The 24214-nt window shown below is 63.3% G+C and carries 20 protein-coding genes; 10 read left to right on the plus strand and 10 right to left on the minus strand.

The genetic code is table 11. The annotated features are described in order from the left end of the window. The first annotated feature begins 23 nt into the window (after window positions 1-23). Both I4X03_RS03630 and I4X03_RS03635 read left to right on the plus strand, forming a co-directional pair. On the plus strand, window positions 24-2867 hold the full coding sequence (locus I4X03_RS03630; RefSeq protein ID WP_223465748.1) for a TonB-dependent receptor domain-containing protein: 2844 nt from the start codon (window positions 24-26) through the stop codon (window positions 2865-2867). 190 nt (window positions 2868-3057) lie between these two features. Beyond that, complete coding sequence (locus I4X03_RS03635) at window positions 3058-4017, plus strand: S66 peptidase family protein (protein WP_223465750.1); 960 nt, start codon at window positions 3058-3060, stop codon at window positions 4015-4017. On the opposite strand, the gene I4X03_RS03640 is transcribed toward I4X03_RS03635, so the two are convergent. Beyond that, window positions 4018-4677: a hypothetical protein gene (locus I4X03_RS03640; RefSeq protein WP_223465752.1), complete on the minus strand. Its 660-nt coding sequence runs from the start codon at window positions 4675-4677 to the stop codon at window positions 4018-4020. A 350-nt stretch (window positions 4678-5027) separates the two neighbouring features. Here I4X03_RS03640 and I4X03_RS03645 point away from each other — a divergent pair, with 350 nt between their 5' ends. Then, entirely contained in the window at window positions 5028-5420 is a 393-nt protein-coding gene (locus I4X03_RS03645; protein ID WP_223465760.1) for a YciI family protein, read from the plus strand. Window positions 5421-5423: 3 nt separating this feature from the next. Here the strand turns inward: I4X03_RS03645 and I4X03_RS03650 are convergent, their stop codons facing one another. The 7 genes from I4X03_RS03650 to I4X03_RS03680 form a co-directional block, all read right to left on the minus strand. Continuing rightward, window positions 5424-5963, minus strand: a complete 540-nt coding sequence (locus I4X03_RS03650; protein WP_223465762.1) for a GNAT family N-acetyltransferase — start codon at window positions 5961-5963, stop codon at window positions 5424-5426. After that, a complete protein-coding gene (locus tag I4X03_RS03655; protein WP_223465769.1) occupies window positions 5963-7090 on the minus strand; it encodes an acyl-CoA dehydrogenase family protein in 1128 nt (375 codons plus the stop codon). The genes I4X03_RS03650 and I4X03_RS03655 overlap by 1 nt, the downstream gene beginning before the upstream one ends. A 21-nt stretch (window positions 7091-7111) precedes the next feature. After that, on the minus strand, window positions 7112-7780 hold the full coding sequence (locus I4X03_RS03660) for an SDR family oxidoreductase (protein ID WP_223465771.1): 669 nt from the start codon (window positions 7778-7780) through the stop codon (window positions 7112-7114). 58 nt (window positions 7781-7838) lie between these two features. After that, window positions 7839-9038 (minus strand): acetyl-CoA C-acyltransferase, encoded by a 1200-nt coding sequence (locus I4X03_RS03665; protein ID WP_223465773.1) that lies wholly within the window; start codon window positions 9036-9038, stop codon window positions 7839-7841. Continuing rightward, window positions 9031-10854 carry a bifunctional isocitrate dehydrogenase kinase/phosphatase gene (gene aceK / locus I4X03_RS03670; RefSeq protein WP_223465776.1) on the minus strand — a complete coding sequence of 608 codons (1824 nt, stop codon included), beginning with the start codon at window positions 10852-10854 and terminating at the stop codon, window positions 9031-9033. The genes I4X03_RS03665 and aceK overlap by 8 nt, the downstream gene beginning before the upstream one ends. A gap of 105 nt (window positions 10855-10959) precedes the next feature. After that, window positions 10960-12144, minus strand: a complete 1185-nt coding sequence (locus tag I4X03_RS03675) for an isovaleryl-CoA dehydrogenase (protein ID WP_223465778.1) — start codon at window positions 12142-12144, stop codon at window positions 10960-10962. A gap of 81 nt (window positions 12145-12225) precedes the next feature. Continuing rightward, entirely contained in the window at window positions 12226-12618 is a 393-nt protein-coding gene (locus tag I4X03_RS03680; RefSeq protein WP_223465780.1) for a MerR family transcriptional regulator, read from the minus strand. Window positions 12619-12745: 127 nt separating this feature from the next. Here I4X03_RS03680 and I4X03_RS03685 point away from each other — a divergent pair, with 127 nt between their 5' ends. The 3 genes from I4X03_RS03685 to I4X03_RS03695 all read left to right on the plus strand — a co-directional run bounded on the left by I4X03_RS03685 (window position 12746) and on the right by I4X03_RS03695 (window position 14965). Then, a complete protein-coding gene (locus I4X03_RS03685) occupies window positions 12746-13798 on the plus strand; it encodes an MBL fold metallo-hydrolase (protein ID WP_223465790.1) in 1053 nt (350 codons plus the stop codon). Between the two features lie 261 nt (window positions 13799-14059). Further along, a complete protein-coding gene (locus I4X03_RS03690; RefSeq protein ID WP_223465792.1) occupies window positions 14060-14470 on the plus strand; it encodes a hypothetical protein in 411 nt (136 codons plus the stop codon). A 324-nt stretch (window positions 14471-14794) separates the two neighbouring features. Next, window positions 14795-14965 (plus strand): hypothetical protein, encoded by a 171-nt coding sequence (locus I4X03_RS03695; RefSeq protein ID WP_223465794.1) that lies wholly within the window; start codon window positions 14795-14797, stop codon window positions 14963-14965. Between the two features lie 236 nt (window positions 14966-15201). On the opposite strand, the gene grxD is transcribed toward I4X03_RS03695, so the two are convergent. Together grxD and I4X03_RS03705 are read right to left on the minus strand one after the other, a co-directional pair. Next, complete coding sequence (grxD, locus tag I4X03_RS03700) at window positions 15202-15513, minus strand: Grx4 family monothiol glutaredoxin (RefSeq protein ID WP_223465796.1); 312 nt, start codon at window positions 15511-15513, stop codon at window positions 15202-15204. Window positions 15514-15668: 155 nt separating this feature from the next. Then, complete coding sequence (locus tag I4X03_RS03705; protein WP_223465798.1) at window positions 15669-18011, minus strand: Tex family protein; 2343 nt, start codon at window positions 18009-18011, stop codon at window positions 15669-15671. A 267-nt stretch (window positions 18012-18278) separates the two neighbouring features. Here I4X03_RS03705 and I4X03_RS03710 point away from each other — a divergent pair, with 267 nt between their 5' ends. From I4X03_RS03710 to I4X03_RS03725, 4 genes are all read left to right on the plus strand, one after another. Beyond that, window positions 18279-21386: a DEAD/DEAH box helicase gene (locus I4X03_RS03710; RefSeq protein ID WP_223465801.1), complete on the plus strand. Its 3108-nt coding sequence runs from the start codon at window positions 18279-18281 to the stop codon at window positions 21384-21386. Between the two features lie 84 nt (window positions 21387-21470). Further along, window positions 21471-22565: a PAS domain-containing sensor histidine kinase gene (locus I4X03_RS03715; RefSeq protein WP_223465802.1), complete on the plus strand. Its 1095-nt coding sequence runs from the start codon at window positions 21471-21473 to the stop codon at window positions 22563-22565. Between the two features lie 94 nt (window positions 22566-22659). Further along, window positions 22660-23349 carry a response regulator transcription factor gene (locus I4X03_RS03720; protein WP_223465803.1) on the plus strand — a complete coding sequence of 230 codons (690 nt, stop codon included), beginning with the start codon at window positions 22660-22662 and terminating at the stop codon, window positions 23347-23349. A gap of 146 nt (window positions 23350-23495) precedes the next feature. Continuing rightward, complete coding sequence (locus I4X03_RS03725) at window positions 23496-24194, plus strand: transposase (RefSeq protein ID WP_223465807.1); 699 nt, start codon at window positions 23496-23498, stop codon at window positions 24192-24194. Window positions 24195-24214 lie beyond the last annotated feature (20 nt).

A 24214-nucleotide genomic window follows, 5' to 3' on the forward strand; every position in this document is an offset into this window, starting at 1 on the left:
TAGACCCCCAAGAGGAGAGAACCGTGAAGTTGAAGAAGATTGCGCATTTGATCGCCCTGATCGGCGTTGTAGGCCCGGCGCTCGCGCAGGATGTACCGCAGCAGGTCATCCAGCGTGTAGAAATCACAGGTAGTAGCATCAAGCGCATCGCCAAGGAAGGCGCACTGCCGGTTGAAGTCATTTCCCGCAAGCAGCTTGAAGAGCAGGGCATCGTCAACGCCGAGCAACTCATCGCCACCTTGAACGTCAACGGCAACGGTTCGGATAACCTGGCCAGTAACGCCGACGTCACTTCCGGTTCGCAGCGCGGCAACAACGGCGCGTCCTCGGCCAACCTGCGCGGCCAGGGCGCCGACAGCACGCTGGTCTTGCTGAACGGCCGCCGCATCGCAACCCACGGCATGAAGGGCTCGGCGGTCGACCTGAACTCGATTCCGTTTGCCGCGGTTGACCGGGTTGAAGTGCTCAAGGACGGCGCATCGGCGATCTACGGTACCGACGCGATCGGCGGCGTGATCAACTTCATCCTCAAGAACAACTACAAGGGCCTGGAAGCACAGGTCTTCACCGACGTCACCGAAGCCGGCGGCGCGGAAATCGGCCGCCTGCAGATCACCGGCGGCTTCGGCGACCTGGCCGAGCAGGGCTACAACGTCCTGATCGCCGCGTCGACCAGCGAGAACAAGGCGCTGCGCGGCGACCAGCGCGACTTCGTCAACACCTTCCAGCCGAATCGCGGCCTGTCGGTCGACACCCGCGGCGCACCGCACGCGAACGTGTTCGCCACCTCGCTGGGCGACACCATCCTGAGCCGCCGCAGCAATACGGGGCCTATCCTGCCTGGCACGACCCAGGCCTACAGCGGCATCAGCATCCTCGACTTGCCTGGCGGCCCGGGCTGCAACTCGATCGATGGCATGGGCGCCTACGACGAGAAGCTGTGGGATACCGCCACCGCCGGATTCGGCTGCGCATGGGATACCGGCCGCGCCGCAGTGCTGCAGCAGCCAGTTGAAAACAGCAATTTCGTCGCACGCGCCACTTTCCGCCGCGGCAACCACGAGATGTTCGCCGAAGCGGTGGGCTCGAAGACCGAAGTGGCAAAGCGCTTCTCGCCGAACCAGATTTCGCCGAGCGCCAGCACCTTCGACGCGCGCGCCTTCTACCCAGCCACTGGCGCGGCCTACAACGAAGTATTCAACAGCATCGCCAAGGTGTTCCCGAGCATTGAAGCGAACCGCGGCCTGCCGATCGCTTACCGCTGGCGCTGCATGGAATGCGGCAACCGCGAAATCGTTACCGAGAGCAAGGCTGGTCGCCTTCAGCTGGGCGCCGACGGCCCCCTGGCCATCGGCAACTATGCGTTCGACTACAAGATCGGCCTGTCGCGCGCCTTCAGCGAATCCGAATCGCAGCTCGGCAGCGGCTACCAGTACACCGCGGCACTGCGCGATGCACTCGGCAGCGGCATCATCAACCCATTCCTGAAGGCTGGCGAAACCCAGTCGCAGGCCGCGCTTGACCTCATCAAAGGCGCGTCGGCGGCTGGTGTCGTGCTGTACGGCGGCAAGACCATCCTGACCGCGTTCGATGCATCGATGTCGGGCGAGGTGTACAGCCTGCCGGCTGGCCCGCTGCTGGTTGCGCTCGGCACCGACCTGCGCAAGGAAGAGTACGAATTCAACGGCGACCGCCGCGCCGCTTCCGAGCGTCCGGCCATCCTGAACGCCGCCTTCGACGATGCCAATGCACTGGCCAACGTCAGCCGCGACGTCAAGGCAATCTATGCCGAAGCGATCATCCCGGTCACCAAGGCGCTGGAAGTGAACGTGGCAGTACGCCGCGACGACTACGATGGCTTCGGCAATACCGTCAACCCGAAAGTGTCGTTCCGCTACCAGCCAGTCGAACAGCTGCTGTTCCGCGGTTCGTACAACGAAGGTTTCCGTGCGCCGTCGTTCAACCAGCTGTACAACGGCATCACCGAGTCGCCTTACACCGGCAAGGACCTGGTCGATCCGCTCAAGTGCCCTACCGGCAAGGTTGACAGCGCACGTCCTGGCTGCGAATCGGTTACCCCGAACACCCTTACCGGCGGCAAGCCTGACCTCGGTCCAGAGACCGCCAAGCAGGCTTCGCTCGGTGTGGTATTCGAGCCGATGCGCAACTTCTCGGCCAACCTCGACATCTGGGAAATCCGTCGCTACGACACCATCAAGTCGGTCGGCCTGACCGACATGCTGGCGAACTACAGCCTGTTCACCGACCGCTTCCTGCGCGATCCAAGTGGCAACCTGGCGTTCATCGACCAGCGCTGGGTCAACGCGGGCGAATCGATCACCCGCGGCATCGAAGCGGGCGCACGCACCAACGGCAAGCTGTGGGAAGGCAACTGGACCGCCGGTATCGACGGCTCCTACCTGCTGGAGAAGAAGAGCCGCGCGCTGGAAAGCGCACCGTTCGGCAAGAGCGAAGTCGGCCTGTTCACCTTCACCGGCGACCTTGGCCTGAAGTGGAAGCACACCGCCTACGTCAGCTACAAGAAGGGTGACTGGAGCGGTTTGTTCCAGAACATCTATCGTCATGGCTACCTCGACCAGGTGCTGCCAGGCGTTGCAAGCGGCAAAGTCACGCCGAGCAACTACAACGCGAAGGTAGATCCATACTCGATCTTCCATGCCAGCCTGTCTTACTCGGGTATCAAGAACCTGACGCTGACGGCCGGTATCAAGAATATCTTCGATGAAGATCCGCCGTTCGCGATCACCTACGACAGCAACACCGGCGCAGGCAGCTCGTGGGAGCCACGTGTAGCCGATCCACGCGGCCGTTCGTTCACCTTCACCGCGAACTACAAGTTCCTCTGATAACGGCGGCGTAGCGGCCCGTTGCGGGGAGGCGTAAGCTTCCCCTCAGCGGGCCTTTTTTATCACTGGATTCCTCAAACACATGCCCCCAAGCGACAAGATCAGCCGGCGACATTTCGGCGCATTGATGGCCGCGGCCGTCGCGTTGCCGGCCTCGGCGCACGAACGGGGCAAGCGTGCATCTCGACCCATGAAACACACCCTGATCAAACCGCCGCGCCTGCACCAGGGCGACCTGGTCGGCCTGATCGCGCCGGGCGGGCGCACCAACGACGCCTCGATCGAAAAGGCGGTCCGCAATATCGAAGCGCTGGGCTTCCGCGTCAAGCTGGGCGCCAACCTGCGCGCGGTGCATGGCAATTACGCCGGGTCGGTGCAGCAGCGCGTGGCCGACCTGCACGCGATGATCCAGGACCCGGAAGTGAAGGCGATGTGGTGCATTCGCGGCGGCTCGGGCTGCATCTCGCTCCTGTCGTCGCTCGACTACAAGCTGGTGCGCGCGAACCCGAAGGTGTTGCTCGGCTACTCCGACATCACGGCGCTGCACCTGGCGTTCTACCGCCACGCAGGACTGGTGACCTTCCACGGCCCGGTGGCGATCTCGGGCCAATCCGACTACGCGCGCGAGCACCTGCTGGCGGTGCTGATGGATCCGCAGCCGAACTACACCATACCGATGGCGCTGGAAAACAGCCGACGCGCGCTTGAAGAGCCGCATTTCGCCATGCGCACCGCGACGCACGGGCAGGCCACCGGACCGCTGATCGGCGGGAACCTGAGCCTGGTCAGCGCGCTGGCCGGTACGCCGTACGCGGCCGATTTCAGGGATGCCATCCTGTACCTCGAAGAAGTCAACGAGGAGCCTTACCGCATCGACCGCTGGATGACCCAGCTCGATCTGGCCGTCGGCTTCAAGAACGCCGCCGCGCTGATGGTCGGGATCTGCGACGACTGCGTTCCGGAAGACCCGGAGCTGTCACTGACCCTGCAGGAGACGCTCGACCTGCACCTGAAGCCCCTGATCGTGCCGGCCGTGAGCGGCTATTCGTTCGGGCATATCCGCCACCAGTTCACGATTCCGGTCGGCGTGATGGCGCGCCTCGATACCGAGCGCCAGACCCTGACCCTGCTGGAGCCGGCGGTCGCCTAGTCAGTGCGAGACGATCTTCGACAGCACCGAAAACGCCGGCGCCGTCTGCGACTGCTCGAGCAGGATGGTCAGCTCGGAGAACGTGCACATCATGTTGGTTACGCTGATCTTGTCCCATGCGAGCTTCTTGAGCACCGCGTGGTAGATCCCGGGGGTTTTCTGGGTGTCGGGATTCAGGCGCAAGGTCAGCGCGGTCAGGTTGTTCACCCGCGCCAGCAGGCGTTCGCCGCCGAACGCTTCCTCGACGATGGGCAGCAGCGAACCGCTGCTTACCACCAGCACTTCATGCACGCCGCGCGTGACGGTGACGAACATTCCGGGGAACGGCTCGGCCAGGGCCAACAGCTGGCGCTGGCATTCATTGCTGTTGTCCGACAGGCGGTAGGTCGAGATGGTCAGCTCGGTGCGTGTGGTCAGCTCGCCCGAACGCGGCGCGATCATGATCGGGTGCGCCTTGTCCAGCGGCGGCAGGCGATCGGACACCCGCCGCAGCGCCATCACCACGGCAGCCTGGCCGACCGGCTTCCACAGGTCCGCTTCGATCTGCGGCCGCAGCTGGCGGGCCAGCTCGGACAGGTTGATCAAGCCGAGCGACATCCCTTCGGTAAGGAACGGCGACTCGGCGACGAGTTGTTCTACTCTGGTCGCGATGGAAAGCATACGGCCCCTTCTGCTGGCGCGCGGCTTACGCGATCGAACTGACGCGGGGTGCCGAAGGGCGGGACGTGCCGGGTGGAGAATGGGCGAATGCCAGGTGCGGATACGACGTCATGTTTTTTTTCCCGTGAGCTTAGCGTGCTGTCTCCGGGGTAAGCGGGATGCACTTTTTTGTCGATGTCACCTGGTCTTCATGCCGGTAACTTGAATCAAGTGTAGAACGCTTTTTACCAAAAGTGCAACAATAAGCAGAAGCAATTCTATCGAATTGTTTCATTTTTGCTGCACCCACAATCGCTCGCTGCTATGGCAAGATGAGCGCTGACTAACGGACAACTGGAACGGGAATCGACATGCAGCTTCGGAATCAACTACTGGCGGCCATGCTCGCAGCGGCACTGATCGCGCCGGGCGCCGCGGCGGAGACCCCGGTGCCTTCGAAGCCACAGCAATTCGTGTACATGCTGCGCGTGGCGCCGCATCTGCACGACGACAGCAAGTGGAGCGAGAAGGACAAGGCGGCGACCTCGCGCCACTTCGAGCGGCTCAAGAAGGCGACGGCGGAGGGCAAGGTGATCCTGGCCGGCCGCACCACCGAGCAGCTGGACAAGACCTTTGGCCTGGTGGTGTTTGAAGCCGACAACGAGAAGGCCGCGCGGGCCTTCATGGAATCCGATCCGGCCGTGGTGGCCGGGGTGATGACCGCAACCTTGCACCCGTATGCGGTGGCGCTGCAGCGCAAATAGCGCTTACGGCCTGCGCGTCATGAAGGTGTAGGCAAGCGCTTCGCCATCGATGCGGAACATGTCGGCGATTTCGCCGACGATGGTAAAGCCGCAGCGTTCGTACAGGCCGCGTGCGGGGCGGTTCGACGACAGCACCTCAAGGTCGATCCAGTCGATGCCCGCCTCCGCGCGGGCCCAGTCCATCGCCGCCTCGATCAAGCGCGCGCCAAGTCCAAGCCGGCGCTGGTCGCGGTGCACGCCCATGCCAAGCAGGGCGCGATGCGCTGCGGGCTTTTCAAGCCGCGCGCGAAGGTCGATATGGCCGGCGATGGCGCCCGTGCCATCGAACGCCAGCCAGACCCTGCGCCAGCCGGGTTCGCCGACCGGCGTCCCCAGTCCGGTGATAAAGCCTGCCTCTTTTTCGGGCGGCAGGCGCGACTCGCTGCGCGCCATTGGCTGAAACAGCGGCGCGCCGTCCTTGCCGTTGTCGGCAAGGTGATCGTTGAGGTAGGCGAACAGCGCCGCCAGGTCGGTGTGGACCGCGCGGCGGATCGTCAGTGCCATTACAGCGCGCGGGCGATCAGGATCTTCTGGATGTCGCTGGTGCCTTCGTAGATCTGGCACACGCGCACGTCGCGGTAGATGCGCTCGACCGGGAAGTCGCTGACGTAGCCGTAGCCGCCCAGGACCTGCATCGCGTCGGACACGACCCGTTCAGCCATCTCCGAGGCGAACAGCTTGGCCATCGCAGCCTCTTTCAGGCATGGCAGGCCGGCATCCTTCATCGACGCGGCGTGCAGGATCAGCTGGCGCGCCGCTTCGATCCTGGTCGCCATGTCGGACAGCTTGAACTGCACCGCCTGGTGTTCGAAGATCGGCTTGCCGAAGCTTTCGCGGTCCTTCGAATACGCCAGCGCGGCTTCAAACGCGGCGCGTGCCATGCCGACCGACTGCGAAGCGATGCCGATACGGCCGCCTTCGAGGCCGGACAGCGCGATCTTGTAGCCCTGGCCTTCGGCGCCGATCAGGTTCTCGGCCGGGATGCGGCAGTTCTCGAACAGGATCTGCGCGGTATCCGACGAGTGCTGGCCCATCTTGTGCTCGACGCCGGTGACGATGTAGCCCGGCGTGGTGGTCGGTACCCAGAACGCGCTGATGCCGCGCTTGCCGGCCGCCTTGTCGGTGACCGCCATGACGATCGCCACGTCGCCGTTCTTGCCGCTGGTGATGAACTGCTTGGTGCCGTTGATGACGTAATGGTCGCCGTCGCGGGTGGCGGTGGTGCGCAGCGCCGAGGCATCGCTGCCGGTGTGCGGTTCGGTCAGCGCGAAGGCGCCCAGCATCTTGCCCTGCGCGAGCGGGCGCAGCCACTGTTCCTTCTGGGCGTCGTTCGCATACATCATCGCGATGCTGCACACCGGGCAGTTGTTGACCGAGATGATGGTCGACGTGCCGCCGTCGCCGGCCGCAATCTCCTCGAGCACCAGCGCCAGCGACACGTAGTCGAGGCCCGCGCCGCCCAGTTCTTCAGGGACGGCCACGCCGAAGGCGCCGAGTTCGGCCAGCTCTTTCAGTTCCTGTTTCGGGAAGTGGGCCTCCTTGTCCCAGCGCGCGGCGTTGGGCGCCAGGCGCTCTTGCGAGAAGGCGCGCAGGGCGTCGCGGATCATCTGGTGTTCTTCGTTCAGTATCATGGTCGCAGGAGGTTGGACGGCTTACCAGGCAAGCGGCGCGCCGTCGTAGTTCAGGAATCTGCCGTTATCGGCAGCACTAAGTGAGGCAAGCGTGGCGCGCATGCCGGCGACGCTGTCTTCGACCGCCAGGTCGGCGCCTTCGCCGCCCATGTCGGTCCTGACCCAGCCCGGGTGGAGCGACACGCAGGTCGCGCCTTGCGGGCCGAAGGTGAGCGCGGTATCGGCCAGCACCGAGTTCAGTGCGGCCTTGCTGGCGCGGTACAGCGTGCCGATCGCGCTGTGGCGCTGGCCGATCGAGCCCATGAGCGACGAGATCACGGCCAGCTTGCCATGCGTGGACGCGACCAGCGGGCCGATGATCGGCAGCAGGCGCATCGCGGCCAGCACATTGGTGTGCATGACCGCGTCGAAATCGGCTTCGGTGGGGAAGCCGTCGTGGCGCGGGCCGTACAGGCCTGCGCCGAGGATGGCCACGTCGATGCGTTCATCGTCGAGTTTCCAGCCGATGGCGGCGATCGCGTCGGCGCTGGTGACGTCGAGCTGGTGCGGCTCGGCACCCATCGCGGCGAGCGAGGCGCAGTCGTCAGGCTTGCGGGCGGTGGCGATCACGCGCCAGCCGTCGGCCAGGTATTGGCGGGCCAGTTCGCGGCCAATGCCGCGCGAGGCGCCGATGATGAGGGCTGTTGGCATATCGGGTTCCGAATGTGGCAGCGGTGGAGGGGTTCCCGCTTTCGCGGGAACGACGGTATTACGCCAGCTCGATCGCCATCGCGGTCGCTTCGCCGCCGCCGATGCACAGCGAGGCGATGCCGCGCTTGCCGCCGGTGGCCTTCAGCGCGCCAAGCAGGGTCACGATGATGCGCGCGCCCGATGCGCCAATCGGGTGGCCCAGCGCGCATGCGCCGCCGTGGATGTTGACTTTGCTGTGCGGGATATCCAGCTCGTGCATCGCCGCCATCGGCACCGCCGCGAAGGCCTCGTTGATCTCGAACAGGTCGACATCCTTGGCAGTCCAGCCGGTCTTCTTCATCAGCTTGTTCATCGCGCCGATCGGTGCGGTCGTGAACAGGTTCGGCTCCTGCGCGTGGGTCGCGTGGCCGAGGATCCTGGCAATCACGGTCAGGCCGAGTTCACGCGCCTTCGATTCGCGCATCATGACCAGTGCGGCGGCGCCGTCGTTGATCGACGACGATGAGGCGGCGGTGATGGTGCCGTCTTTCTTGAACGCGGCGCGCAGGGTCGGGATCTTGTCCAGCTTGGCCTTGAGCGGGCCTTCATCCTTTTCGACGACGGTGTCGCCGAGCCGGGTGGTGACGGTGACCGGCGCGACTTCCCACTTGAAGTGGCCTTCATTGGTGGCGTTCTGCGCGCGCTTGACCGATTCGATCGCGAACGCGTCCTGCGCTTCGCGGGTAAACGAGTAGGTCGCCACGCATTCTTCCGCGAAGGTGCCCATCGAACGGCCTTCGCCGGTCTTCTCGTTGCGCGAGTAGGCGTCTTCCAGGCCGTCGTACATCATGTGGTCGAGCATCTGCCCGTGGCCGATGCGGTAGCCGCCGCGCGCCTTCGGAATCAGGTAGGGCGCATTGGTCATCGACTCCATGCCGCCGGCGATGACGACGTCGGCGCTGCCGGCCATCAGCGTGTCGTGCGCGAAGATCGCCGACTGCATCGCCGAACCGCACATCTTCGACAGGGTGACGGCGGCGGTCGACATGGGCAGGCCGCCCTTGAGCGCAGCCTGGCGCGCTGGCGCCTGGCCCTGGCCGGCCATCAGGCAGTTACCGAAGTAGACATGCTCGACCAGCTTCGGATCGATGCCCGCGCGCTCGACCGCGGCGGCGATCGCCACGGCACCCAGGTCGCTGGCGGTCTTGGAAGAAAAATCGCCCTGGAAGGCGCCCATCGGAGTGCGCGCGGCGCCGACGATTACGACTGGATCATTCATGATGTAAGTTCTCCAAATGAGGTGAGGGTGTGGCGGGCGCGGAGGCCGGTGCCTGATGACGGAAACGGATGTGCTGCGGATACGGGTACACGTCTTCGATGAAACCATCCATGATGCGCTGCTTGCGCGACTGCCAGAAGTCTTTGGTCAACAGTTCGGCATGGTGCTGCATGAAGTACTTTTTAATCTTCGCGTTGCCCAGCAAGAAAGCGCCGAACTGCTCGGGGAACACGTCGTGCTTGCCGATCGAATACCACGGCTCGGCCGACATTTCTTCTTCCTCGTTGCGCGGCTGCGGAATGTCGCGGAAATTGCAATCGGTGATGTATTCGATCTCGTCGTAATCGTAGAACACCACCCGGCCCTGGCGCGTCACGCCGAAGTTCTTGTATAGCATATCGCCGGGGAAAATGTTGGCGGCGACCAGTTCGCGGATGGCGTTGCCGTATTCGACGACGCCGTGTTCGATCAGCGCGTCGTTGCCGGCCGCTTCCGCGTTCGCCAGGAACATATTGAGCGGCACCATGCGGCGTTCGATGTACAGGTGGCGGATGATGATGCGGTCGCCTTCGAACTCGACCAGCGACGGCGCGTGATGCATCAGCTCGGCGATCAGCGCTTCCGAGAAACGCCCGGCCGGGAAGGCGACGTTGGAATACTCCAGCGTATCGGCCATGCGGCCGACGCGGTCGTGGTGCTTCACCAGCAGGTATTTTTCCTTGATCTGCGCGCGCGTGGTTTCCTTGGGTGCGGGGTAGAAATCCTTGATCACCTTGAACACGTAGGGAAACGACGGCAGCGCGAAGACCAGCATCACCAGGCCACGGATGCCGGGCGCGATTTCGAAGCGGTCGGCGGTGTGCTTGAGGTGCTGAAGGAAATCGCGGTAGAACAGGGTCTTGCCCTGTTTCTGCAGGCCGAGGATGGTGTAGATCTCGCTGCGCGGCTTGCGCGGCAACAGCGTGCGCAGGAACTGCACGTAGGCCGACGGCACCTCCATGTCGACCATGAAGTAAGCGCGCGTAAACGAGAACAGGATCGTGATCTGCGCGTGGTCGAGCAGCACCGCATCGAGCACCAGCTGGCCATGCCGGTTGTGCAGGATGGGTACGACGAACGGAAATTCCTGGATACCGTTAATGATTTTGCCGACGACGTAAGCCCCCTTGTTCCGGAAGAACAAGTTGGACAACACCTGGATCTGATAGTTCGGCTCGGGCGGCTCGCCGCCCAGCTTCTGCAGCAGGCAGGCTTCGACCTGGGCGATATCGCGGTCGAGGCCGGCGAATTCGCAGTCGAGCTGAAAGTTGGTAACGATGCGCTTGAGCGCCACATGCAGGCCGTCGGCCGCCGGGTAGTACACGCGATAGGTCGGCAGCAGCTCGTCGGTATCGATGTACTCGGTGGAGATCACCGGGCGCACGAAGATGAAATCGTTATGGAAATACGTCCGGTGCAAGATATTGCAGCACACGGAATTAAAGAAGGTTTCGGCCAGCTCGGGCTGCTTATGGCCCGACAACATGCCGATGTAATGCAGCTTGGTTTCGCGCCAGACGCTATCGGTCAGTTCGCTGCCGTCGTACTCGTCTTCGAGCACCTGCACGCACTCCTGCACGCGCTTGTCGTAAAAGCCGATGCGCTCGCGCGCGGCCTGCTGCGCGGCGGGCCACTCGGCCGATTCAAAGTAGCGGCGCGCGGCCTGGCTAGCCTGGCGAAACAAGCGATAGTGCTTATCGAAGCCATCGAGGATCGTGCGCGCGATATCGAACGCGATCTGCGAAGACAGCAGCTTGGGAAACGCAGCTTGTTTCATCGTAAGCGTGCCAAAAATCAGACTTCCAAAATCGGGGACAGACCACCATTTTAGAATCTTCCAAAATGGTGGTCTGCGCGCCCCGGTCTGTCCCCGATTTTGGAATTACTTGGTTTCGGAGAACAGTTCGCGGCCGATCAGCATGCGGCGGATTTCGCTGGTGCCGGCGCCAATCTCGTAGAGCTTGGCGTCGCGCCACAGGCGGCCTACCGGGTATTCGTTGATGTAGCCGTTGCCGCCCAGCGTCTGGATCGCTTCGCCCGCCATCCAGGTCGCTTTCTCGGCGCTGTACAGAATCGCGCCGGCGGCGTCCTTGCGCAGGTTGCGGATCTGCTCCGGCGAGGTGGCGCGGTCGCAGGCCTGGCCGACCGCGTAGACGTAGGCTTTGCAGGCCATCATCGTCGAGTACATGTCGGCAAGCTTGCCTTGCATGAGCTGGAATTCGCCGATCGGCTGGCCGAATTGCTTGCGGTCGTGGACGTAGGGAACGACCGAGTCCATGCACGCCGCCATGATGCCGAGCGGACCGCCCGACAGCACCGTGCGCTCGAAGTCGAGGCCGGACATCAGTACATTGACGCCCTTGCCCAGGCCGCCAAGCACGTTTTCGGCCGGGACTTCGCAGTCCTGGAATACCAGCTCGCCGGTGTGCGAGCCGCGCATGCCGAGCTTGTCGAGCTTTTGCGCGATCGAGAAGCCTTTGAAGCCTTTTTCGATCAGGAAGGCGGTCATGCCGCGCGGGCCTGCTTCGAGGTCGTTCTTGGCGTACACCACCAGCACGTCGGCGTCAGGGCCGTTGGTGATCCACATCTTGGTGCCGTTGAGCACCCAGCGGTCGCCCTTGAATTCGGCCTTGAGCTTCATGCTGACCACGTCGGAGCCGGCGTTCGGCTCGGACATCGCCAGCGCGCCGATGTGCTCGCCGGAGATCAGCTTCGGCAGGTACTTTTGCTTTTGTTCTTCGGTGCCGTTGCGCTTGATCTGGTTGACGCACAGGTTCGAGTGGGCGCCGTACGACAGGCCGACCGAGGCCGAGGCGCGCGAGATTTCTTCCATGGCGATGATGTGGGCCAGGTAGCCCATGCCGGCGCCGCCGTATTCTTCGCCGACCGTGATGCCGAGCACGCCCAGGTCGCCCATCTTGCGCCACAGGTCCATCGGGAACTGGTCGCTGCGGTCGATCTCGGCAGCGCGCGGCGCGATTTCGGCAGCTGCAAATTGTTGGACTGCTTCGCGCAGCGCGGCAATGTCGTCGCCGTGGTCAAAGGTCAAGCCTGGAAGATGCAGCATGTCGTCCTCGTGGAAAAGTGCGGAATGGAAGCGTCAATCATACGCATGTTTGACGTTTACGTAAACGTAAGGTAGCCTCGGTTAAACGGTTTCGGTGCTCTGCGCCAGCATGCGGCGGCATTCGTCTTCGTGCGCGGCCACTTCGGCCAGCGCCATGTCGATGTCGGCGCGTTGTTGTTCCAGCGTTTCGCGCTGGTGCGCGAGCACCGCGAGGAAGCGGTTCATCTGGGCGACCGTGTCCTTCGGCGATTCGTACATGTCGACGATGCTTTTGATTTCGGACAGGGTGAGCCCCAGGCGCTTGCCGCGCAGGGTCAGTTTGAGGCGGGTGCGGTCGCGCGCGGTGTAGACACGGTTGCGTCCGCCCACGCCTTCGCGCGAGGGGCTGAGCAAGCCATGGTCTTCGTAGAAGCGGATGGCGCGCGCGGTGACGTCGAATTCACGCGCCAGCTCGGCAATCGTATAGGTAACCATGATCGGGTTTCTGTGTGCGGTTGGTAAAATGCGCCACCCGAATCGCGGATAGCGCAGTAGTTTCCGTTTACGTCAACGTAAAGTGCATTGTAGCGCGCCACCGGCCCAAGGGCCATGAAAGAGCTTGATGAATCAACTTGAATCCCAGCTGGACTATCCCCTCGGCGACCTGCTGCCGGCGCCGGGCGCGCTCGCCGAACTGGCGCCGGGCCTGCAGTGGCTGCGCATGCCGCTGCCATTCGCCCTCGACCATATCAACCTGTGGCTGTTGCGCGATCGCTTCGATGGCCGCAGCGGCTGGGCCAGCGTCGATTGCGGCGTGGCCAACGATACCACCCGCGCCAACTGGGACCAGGTGCTGGCCGATGGCATCGGCTCCGCGCCCTTGCTGCGCGTGTTCGCCACCCATTGTCATCCTGATCACATGGGTTTGTCCGACTGGCTGTGCCGGCGCTTCGACGCGCCGCTGTGGATGACCACCGGAGAGTATGCGTTCGCACGCATGATGGCGGCCGCGCTGCCGGGCGTGGACGGGCCGGCCGCGCTGCCGCATTTCCAGCGCCACGGCCTGGCCGACCCGGAGCTGGTGGCGCGTATCGGCGAACGCCGGAATTACTACCCATCGCTGGTACCAGCGGTACCTCATGCTTACACGCGGATGCAGGACGGCGACCTGATCGCCGTGGGCGAGCAGCATTGGCGGGTGATCACCGGTTTTGGCCATTCCCCGGAGCATGCCTCGCTGTATTGCGAGGCCTTGAAGGTGCTGATCTCGGGCGACATGGTGTTGCCGCGTATTTCCACCAACGTGTCGGTGTTTGCGGTCGAGCCAGAGGGGAATCCCCTGGCGCAGTACCTCGATTCGCTGGGCAAATTTGCCGGTTTGCCTTCCGACACCCTGGTGCTGCCATCGCACGGGCGCCCGTTCCGCGGTTTGCATATCCGAATCGCACAGCTGCGGGAGCACCATGCCGCGCGCCTGGCCGAGGTGATCGAGGCGTGCCGCGAGCCGCAGTCGGCAGCCGATATCGTACCGATCATGTTCCGCCGCAAGCTCGACGCCCACCAGCTCACATTTGCCCTGGGTGAGGCACTGGCCCACCTGCACTATCTTTGGCATGCCGGGACCGTGCAGCGCAGCGCAGGTGCGGACGGCGTGCTGCGTTTTCATCTGACCTAGGCCAATGATCGGCATGGCGTGCGGCACTGCGGCGGATATAGTATGCTATTTCGACATCGATCCTTGAACGGAAGCAGCACGCATCGGATGTGTTAACGGCAATATTGTTTTCGGGTAATTAACATTTTGTCGCATAAACTGCGACAGAGGCGGGTTGGGTGACCGCAGGTATAAATGTTACGCACCTTGTTCAATATCGTCACATTTGGTCTCATCTTGCAAGAGACTGACTTTCATGGCTTAGCATGAAATAGTGCCATAATGAATTCATCTAACGAACGGGAAAGCTTCAGCGAACGCCTTCAACAAGCCCTGAAGAACGCCCATTATTCTCCCGACAGTCCCACCCGCCTCGCACGCGAATTTAACATTCGCTTCGAAGGACGCCCTATTACAGTGCACGCAGCGCGCAAGTGGCTGGTGGGCGAAGCCATTCCGACGCAAGAAAAGTTACGAATGATCGCGCACTGGCTTGGCGTTCCGGCCGAGTGGCTGCGCTTTGGCGGCACCGATGGCGACCTCAACGGCCATGGCGAAACGACCAACGGCACCGCCCGTTTCGAGTCCGCAGACGTAAAATTAATTGCCGATCTGCAGAGATTGGATGAGCATCACCGCCAGATTGCGCGAGAATTCATCCGGATGCTGGTCCGAATGAATAACCAAAAGTAGCATTTTCCTCATTATTGCACTGGCTGCCGCGCACGTTGGCGGCTTGTCGGCGACCCCACTGCGCGTTTTTTAACGCGCGCCTCCTCCGAAATCGACCCGTCAAATAAGTCTCGGTTAGCACACTCGCCGGGCCAGGGTATTGGCATTTGTCATGCTCAAATCGCCGTCTTCATGCACACTGTCGGAGTCATCCGCTTGTCGTAAATACTGTCAGGCAATTTTTTGCGCGTAGAAAACGCACAGAATCGCGATAGTGGCTCATAATCAGCGAGCACCGCGCCGTATTTTCACCTGTTCTGAAACAAAGCCGAGGATCAGCTGTCTATGAAAAGTAACTACGCCAATACCGCGCAATTGAAAGACCTGATGACTGCTCCGCCGATGACCGCCCAGCAGCACGCGGAAGTGATGCGCAAGCGCATCCAGCATCGCCGCATGCTTGAAGAAGCGAAAGAATTGAAAAAAGCGGAGGCTTGGCAGTACGACAAACGCTAACAGCACCAGCCCGCAGCGGCCTGGCACGGTTTGATCGGGTTCGCCCGACGCTTTCAGTCCGCCCCAGCGCGGCGCGAGGCCGTGCTCAAGGCCCAAACAGGTCGATGACCCGTCCCACGGCGTGGTCGACCATTTCCTCGATGCCCGCCGGCTTGCAAGAGCGCGGCAGCGGCGGGAAGACGATCCCCCATCTCCGCTACCGCCGTCATGTTGCGCAACTGCGCCTTATGTGGCGATCAGCCGTCGATCAGGGACTTGAGTTCACCGGAGGCGAACATCTCGTTCATGATGTCGGAACCGCCGATGAATTCGCCCTTGATGTAAAGCTGGGGAATGGTTGGCCAGTTCGAGTATTCCTTGATGCCCTGGCGGACTTCAGGATCTTCCAGCACGTTGACGGTGGCGATGTTCTCGACGCCGCAGGCCTTCAGGATCTGGATCGCGCGGCCGGAAAAGCCGCACTGCGGGAACTGGGCGGTGCCCTTCATGAACAGCACCACAGGGGTGCTGGACACGGTTTCTTTAATCCAGGTTTGTACGTCGCTCATGGCTGCCTCAGTGAAAAAATGAATGGATGGCGTGCATTTTATAAGAAATCGACGCTGAAGGCCGGGCGGGCGTCGTTCCCGCGAAAGCGGGAACCCATGCATTGCTATCTTGAACACGTTGGATGGGTTCCCGCCTGCGCGGGAACGACGTGGTGTTATCCCTTCAACTTGGCGAACGCCGCCGCCATGCTGCCGCCAATCGGCGCCGGCTGCTTGTTCTGGTGCTGGGCCAGGCGTTTGCCGTCGGTGCGGTCGCCGCGCTGCTCCGGTTTCGAGCCAGCCTGGGGCGCGCTGTCGGTCAGGCGCATCGTCAGCGCGATGCGCTTGCGTTTCGGATCGACTTCCAGCACCTTGACCCTGACCACCTGCCCCGCCTTGACCACCGTGTGCGGGTCCTTGACGAAGGTGTTCGACAGCGCCGAAATATGCACCAGCCCGTCCTGGTGCACGCCGATATCGACAAACGCGCCGAACGCCGCGACGTTGGTCACCACGCCTTCCAGGATCATGTCCGGACGCAGGTCGCTGATTTCCTCGACACCTTCCTTGAAGGTCGCGGTGGTAAATTCCGGACGCGGGTCGCGGCCCGGCTTTTCCAGTTCCTTGATGATGTCGGTAATCGTCGGCACGCCGAATTTCTCGTCCGCATAACGCGACGGCGTCAGCGTCTTGAGCAGCGACGCGTCGCCGATCACCGCCTTCATGTCCTTCTTGATGTCGGCCAGGATCTTCTCGACCACGGGATACGATTCCGGGTGCACCGCCGATGCGTCCAGCGGGTTGTCGCCGTTCATCACGCGCAGGAAGCCGGCGGCTTGCTCGAAGGTCTTGTCGCCCAGCCGCGGCACCGACTTGAGCGCCGCGCGCGAGGTGAACGCGCCCTTCATGTCGCGGTACGACACGATTGCTTGCGCAACGCTGGCCGATAGGCCGGACACGCGCGCCAGCAGCGGCGCCGATGCCGTATTGACGTCGACGCCGACCGCGTTGACGCAATCCTCGACGACGGCATCGAGCGAGCGCGCCAGCTGGGTTTGCGACACATCGTGCTGGTACTGGCCCACGCCGATCGATTTCGGATCGATCTTCACCAGTTCGGCCAGCGGGTCTTGCAGGCGGCGCGCGATCGATACCGCGCCGCGCAGCGAGACATCCATGTCCGGCAGTTCGCGCGAAGCGAATTCGGACGCCGAGTAGACCGACGCGCCCGCTTCGGAGACGACAATCTTGGTCAGCTTCAGTTCCGGCCGCTGCTTGATCAGGTCCTGTGCCAGCTTGTCGGTTTCGCGCGAAGCCGTGCCGTTACCGATCGAGATCAGCGACACATTGTGCTCTGCCGCCAGGTTACCCAGCAGATGGAGCGCGCCGTCCCAGTCGTTTTTCGGCTGGTGCGGGTAAATGACGGCCGTGTCGACCACCTTGCCGGTGGCGTCGACCACGGCTACCTTGACGCCGGTGCGCAGGCCCGGGTCGAGGCCCATGGTGGCGCGCGGGCCGGCCGGGGCCGCCAGCAGCAGCGCTTTCAGGTTGAGCGCGAACACATTGATGGCGTCGAGCTCGGACTTTTCGCGCAGCGCGCCCATCAGCTCGGTTTCGAGGTGCATGAAGCTTTTTACGCGCCAGGTCCAGCGGGCCGTGTCGGCCAGCCATTTGTCGGCCGGGCGGCCCAGGTTCTTGATGCCGGCGGCGGCCGCGATGCGCCCTTCGCACGGGTTGTGCGGCGCGTCCCACTTCGGCTTTTCGGCTTCGGTGTCGAGGCGCATGATTACGTCGAGCACGCCTTCGCGGCGGCCGCGCAGCAGCGCCAGCGCACGGTGCGAAGGAATCGTGGAAATGGTTTCGGAGTAATCGAAGTAATCGGCGAACTTCTCGCCTTCGTCCTGCTTGCCTTCGACCACTTTCGACTCGACGATCGCGTGATCCTTGACGTATTCACGCAACGATTGCAGCAGGGCCGCGTCTTCGGCGAAACGTTCCATCAGGATCTGGCGCGCGCCGTCGAGGGCCGCCTTGGTATCGGGCACGCCCGGGTTGTTGCCGTCGTCGGTGGTAAACGCGTCGCGCAGGAACTTGCCCGCTTCGGTTTCCGGCGTCAGGGCCGGATCGGCAAGCAGCGCTTCGGCCAGCGGCGCCAGGCCGGCTTCGATGGCGATTTGCGCCTTGGTGCGGCGTTTCTGCTTGTAGGGCAGGTACAAGTCTTCAAGGCGGGTCTTGTCTTCGGCCATGGCGATCGCCTGCATCAGCGCCGGGGTCATCTTGTTTTGCTCGGTGATCGACGCGATGATCGCGGCGCGCCGGTCTTCCAGCTCGCGCAGGTAGCGCAGGCGCTCTTCGAGCAGGCGCAGCTGGATGTCGTCCAGTCCGCCGGTCGCTTCCTTGCGATAGCGTGCGATAAAAGGCACAGTGGCGCCTTCGTCGAGCAGGGCGATGGCGGCGGCGACCTGCACCGGCTTGGCGGCAAGTTCGAGGGCGAGACGTTGTTCGATAGAAGGCAGCATGGGGTCAATCTGAGGTGAGTCGAGCCCGTGATGATTACGCAATCAGGGCGAATGCGCCAGTCTTGACAGCCACAGGTGCGTGTGCACGGTTGTCAATCGGGCAACACGATGGGCCGGATTTGATTTAACATCGATTGATCAAAGGCAAGGAATCACCCGCGCCGACGATTTATAGGTGTGAAAGAGAACAGACCACGACAGCGCGAATGTTAGATAATATCGGTTGTTGTCGTTTTTGATACGGCCTTTACAGAACAAGTACAGACGATGGAATTTACGCGCGAAGAACACCGCGAAATAGCGACGGCGGCGCCCCGCCCCGCCAGCCCTGCGCCCGCCCTTCCTGCGCCCGTGGCGAGCTGGCTGCAGCGTGTCGAGGCGGCAGCGCACCCGCAGCCGCGGCTCACGGCCGAGATCAAAGACCCGAAAATTACCCAGTACCGCTTCGTGTACGTGCTCGCCCCGACCAGCGGCGGCCGCCACGTGGCCCTGTGCCTGTGCAAGGCGCGCCTGCGCCCGACCGGCGACGTGGCCGCGGCCAGCCCGGTCAGCGAAGTGTTTTCGCTGCTGTCGGCGCCGCCGACCTACCTGGAAGGCGACGACGAAGACCTGGTACGGTTCTTTATTGCCATGCGCAGCGGCGCGGCCTCGGCCGGCGGCGGCGCCACCGAACCGAAGGGCAAGGTTGGCGCGATCCTGCTGCAAATGTTGCTGGAACAAGACAAACTGCTGTGGGCAAATTCGTGGGCCGACATGGCCAACGGCCTGATTTACCCGCTCAAGGCCGGCGCCGAGCGCGCCGCGAACCTGGTGTGGCGCGACGAGGGCCGCACGGCCCGCCTCGGCTGGCAAGTGCAGCCGCCCAACGGCGCGACCCATACCGCCGCCGACCAGATCGATTACATGTTGCCGACCGACCCGCCGTGGTACATCGACAACTTGTCATGCGGTCCGCTGGCGCTGAACCGCGGCGGCGTCGACATCTCGCTGGCCGAGCTGCAGGCGCTGGTGGCCCAGGCCCCCGCCCTGACCGGCAACGACAAGAAGCGTGTTTCCCAGTTGCTGCTGGCGCATGGCCTGCAGCAGCTGATGCCGCTGCCGCAGCCGCTGACCCAGCGCCTGCGCGATGACGTCGCGCCGCGTCCGGTATTGCTGCTCGATAGCGTGTCGCTTCCTGACGGCAACACCACCCGTTGGCACGACTTCGCGGTGCTCTCCTATGACTACGATGGCGAGCGGGTGTCGTTCGACCCGGCGCAGCGGGTGGTGCGCCAGATCGGCGACGTTACCGAAATCATCGCCCGCGATAGTGCCGCCGAAGCGGCGGCGCTGGCCCAGCTGGCCGAACTCGGCTTCCACAAGCCTGCCACCGCGCCATTGAACGGCCTGGCCGGCGCGCTGCAGCTGGAAAGCCAGGCGCACTGGCTGCGCTTCGCCGCCGACGGCCTCGACACGCTCCCGGATCACGGCTGGCAGCTGGTCAAGTCGCCGAAATACCGCTACGACGTGGTCGCGGTCGAGGACTGGTACGCCGACATCGACGAGCCGGCCGAAGCCGGCAACGCCTGGTTCGAACTTGAGCTGGGCATCGTGGTCAACCAGAAGCGGGTGCCGCTGTTGCCGGTGCTGGTGCAGCTGATCCGCGGCGCGCCAAGCGACTTCGACGCCGAGGTGCTGGCTGCGCACGCCGATGTCGACCAGATGCTGGCCACCCTGCCCGATGGCTTGCGCGTGGCGCTGCCGTGGGGCCGCCTCAAGCCGATCCTCGGCACGCTGGGCGAGCTGTATTTCAACGACAAGATCAAGAACAAGGTCCGCCTGTCGACGCTGGATGCGGCACGGCTGGAAGAACTGGCGCGCGGCACCGAGCTGCGCTGGACCGGCGGCGAACAGTTGCGCGAAACCGGCCGCAAGCTGAGCCAGTTTGGCTCGGTGCAGAAAGTGCCAACCCCGGCCAGCCTGCAAGCGACGCTGCGCGACTACCAGGCCGACGGCCTGGCGTGGATGCAGTTCCTGCGCGAATACAACCTCGCCGGCATCCTCGCCGATGACATGGGCCTGGGAAAAACCGTGCAGACCCTCGCCCATATCCTGATCGAGAAGGAATCGGGCCGCATGACCAAGCCGGCGCTGGTGATCGCGCCGACCAGCCTGATGACCAACTGGCAGGAAGAGTCCGCCCGCTTCGCGCCCAGCCTGCGCGTGCTGCTGCTGCAGGGCAAAGAGCGGATGGACCTGTTCGACAAGATCGAAGAATACGACCTGGTCTTGACCACTTACGCGCTGTTGCCGCGCGACGAGGAAAAGCTGCGCGAGCACGAATACCACCTGGTCATCCTCGACGAATCGCACTACATCAAGAACACCCGGTCGAAGGCGGCGCAAAGCGCCGGCCTGCTCAATGCGCGCCACCGCCTGTGCCTGTCGGGCACGCCGCTGGAGAACCACCTGGGCGAGCTGTGGTCGCAGTTCCATTTCCTGCTGCCTGGCCTGCTGGGCGACGAGAAGACCTTCAACACCCAGTTCCGCCACCCGATCGAACGCCAGGACGATCCGCTGCGCCGCGCGCTGCTGAACCGCCGGATCCGACCGTTCCTGCTGCGCCGTACCAAGGACAATGTGGCCAAGGAACTGCCGCCGAAGACGGAGATGGTGCGCAAGGTCGAGTTGTCGGGCGCCCAGCGCGACCTGTACGAAACCGTGCGCCTGGCCATGGACAAGAAAGTACGCGAGGAAATCGACAAGAAGGGCGTGGCGCGCAGCCAGATCGTCATCCTCGAGGCGCTGCTCAAGCTGCGCCAGGTGTGCTGCGACCCGCGCCTGGTCAAGGCCCTGCCAGCCCGCAAGAAAGACAGCGGCTCGGCCAAGCTGATCGACTTGCTGCAGATGGTCGACGACCTGCTCGAAGAAGGCCGCAAGATCCTAGTGTTCTCGCAGTTCACCAGCATGCTGGCGCTGATCCAGGCCGAGCTCGACGCGCGCCGCATCCCGTACGCGCTGCTGACCGGCGAAACGCGCGACCGCGCCGCCCAGGTGGCGGCGTTCCAGCAAGGCGCGGTGCCGATCTTCCTGATCAGCCTGAAGGCAGGCGGTGTCGGCCTGAACCTGACCGCTGCCGACACCGTGATCCATTACGATCCGTGGTGGAATCCGGCGGCCGAGAACCAGGCCACCGACCGCGCCTGGCGTATCGGGCAGGACAAGCCAGTGTTCGTCTACAAGCTGATCGCCAAGGGCACGCTGGAAGAAAAGATCCAGCTGCTGCAGCAGAAAAAGTCGGACCTGGCCAATTCCGTCCTGGCCGAGGGCGAATCGCACAAGCTGGCACTGACCCAGGAAGACCTGCAAGCGATCTTCGCGCCGCTGGAAGAATAAGCACCCAGCATAGACCTCGGTAATATATGCAGGAGAGCAATACTCCGCTTATACTCACCAGGTCAGTGTCTTTGGAAGTGCGTCATGCCCAGCAGTTTTACGATGGCCGATTGCTTCCGCACGATTGCCGAACTGCATGGCGACATCGTGTGGATCGTCGATTGCAGCACCGGGGTGTTGGAGTACATCAGCCCGTCTGCTGCCGGCTTGCTCGGCTATCCGGCTACCCAGCTCAGGGAACAATGGTTGAATGGCGGCGACGGGCCGCTGGCCCAGCTGGGCGATGGCCTCGGCCAGCGCCTGCAGCGCTTTGCCGATGGCGATGCATCGCGCCTACGCGTCGTGCGCGAGTTTGATGTTCCGCACGGCACCCAGGGCCGCATGGTGCCGGTCGAAGTCGCCTCGATGCTGCTGGTCACCGATGGCGGCAACGCCCATAGCGTGGTTGGCACCATCCGCGATCTGAGCGCCCGGCGCGAGGCCGCCGCGGCCGAACGGCGCTTCGCCAGCATGCTCAATCATGAGTTCCGCACGCCGCTGTCGACCATCGACGGCGCCATCCAGCGCCTTGAGGCCACCGGCAGCAATGCCGACGACGCGACGCGCCAGCGCTACCGCAAGATTGGCGCCGCCGTCGACCGGATGATCGAGATGCTCGACGATTACCTGTCGCCCGACCGCCTTGATGAGACGGGACACAAATCCAGGGAACATCATGCCCGGCCTCAGCAGCTGCTGGACGAAGCGGCCGGCATTGTCCGGGCCGCCAACCGCGCGGTGACGGTGCATGCGGCCGGCTTGCCCGCGCAGATTCGCTGCGCGCCCGATGGCTTGCGGCTGGCGCTGAAGGTATTGATTGACAATGCCATTCAATATTCTCCGGAAACGACCGTTATCGAGCTGTCCGGCGTGCCTGACGCCGGCGGCCTGGCCTTGCAGGTGCGCGACATGGGCACCGGGGTACCGGTCGGCGAGCTCGACCGCGTCTTCGACAAGTTTTACCGCGGCACTAACGCCGGCAGCCGCGCTGGATCGGGGCTGGGCTTATACATGGCGCGCTCGGTGGTCGAGGTTCACGGCGGCAGCCTGACCGCGGCCAACCATGACGAGTGTGGTGCGGTGTTCAAAATATGGTTGCCGCACCAGCAATTAGCCGGGAAAAAGGTTGCACCGGGATAGGGCAGCAGTGATAATTCACCGGCTGTACAAAGGGTATGCGCTCGAAAGTAAGCAATACTAGCTTGACCAATAGAACACCAACAATGGCGCGCCCATGACGCAAATTTTGATCGTTGAAGACAACGGCGACTACGCCGCTGATATGGCGGAGTTCCTGCTGGGACTGGACCATCAGGTGGAAGTTGCCACCTCCGCAGGTGAGATGTGGGCCGCGCTGACGCGCAATCCGCATGCCGTCGTGGTACTCGACCTTGGCCTGCCTGACGAAGATGGCTTCAATGTCATACCGCGGATGCGCCAGCTGTATCCGGAAATCGGCCTGCTGGTGCTGACCGGCCGGGTGGCGTTCGACAGCCGCATCCTGGGCCTGCGCCTCGGCGCCGACCATTACCTGACCAAGCCGATCAAGTTCCCGGAGCTGGCCGCGCACATCGAGGCGCTCGATCGCCGCATGCGTCCGCATTCCCAAGAGCCGAGCCCGGCGGTCAGCAAGTGGACCCTGAAAGTCACCGCGCGCCAGCTGGAAGTGATGGGCGTGTCGATCGACCTGACCGAAAAGGAATGCAATTTCCTGCATCTTCTGACCATGAATACCAGGCCGGTGCCACGCCAGGTCATCGTTGCTCGGATGGGCGGCGAAGATCCCGATGCCAGCCGCCGCGTGGATATGCTGGTGTACCGCTTGCGCAAGAAGGCGCGGCTGGGGCTGGGACAGGATCTGCCGCTGCGTAGCGCGTATGGCGAGGGATACAGCTTGTCGGCGGGGTTCTATCTGGCGTCGTGATAGCGCCTGCGATCGGGCGGACCGCGCGCTGAACGCGGCCCTGGGGACAGAGTCGGGCGGCAGTCGGTTTTTGCCGCGATTAAATGGGGACGGAGTGGCGGCGATCCGTTAAAATAGGCGCATCGTTACCTTGCCTCCCTTTGTTTATGGCCCGCCTTCCCCGTCTTGTCTTGCCCGGTCATCCGCACCACATCATCCAGGAAGGCAATGACCGGCAGCTGATCTTCCGCGAGGATGAGGATTACCAGCGCTTTCTCGGCTGGCTGAAGGAAAGCGCGCGCGAATTCAAGGTGGCCGTCCACGCTTACGTGCTGATGCCCAATCACCTGCACCTGCTGGCGTCGCCATCGACCGAGGAGGGGCTGGCGCGCATGATGCAGCGGGTCGGACGCTACTACGTGCCGTGGTTTAACCAGAAATACCAGCGTCTTGGCGGCCTGTTCCGTGGACGCTTCAAAACCTCGTTGATCGATTCCGATCGCTATTTCATGATGTGCAGCCGCTACATCGAGTTCAATCCGGTGCGCAGCGGTGCCGTTGGCGACCCGACCGACTATCCATGGTCCAGCTACGCCCATCATGCCGGCGTTCGCCAGGAGTCCCTGATCATCGATCACGCGCTTTACTGGGGTTTGGGAAACACGCCGTTCCAGCGTGAAGCCGCATATATCGAACTGGCGCGCCAGCCGCTGTCGGCCGCTGAGCTCGACAACATCAACCAGGCGGTGCTGAAGGGATGGCCGCTCGGGTCGGATGCATTCAAGACCCAGCTGCAGCTGAAAGCCAAGCGCCAGGTACTGCCTGCAAAGCGCGGCCGGCCGTTCAAGGCGAGGCCGGACACCTGATCCGATTGTTGCTTTCCATC

Source organism: Massilia soli (assembly GCF_016809835.1).
In the GTDB taxonomy this organism is placed as follows: Bacteria; Pseudomonadota; Gammaproteobacteria; order Burkholderiales; family Burkholderiaceae_D; genus Telluria_A; species Telluria_A soli.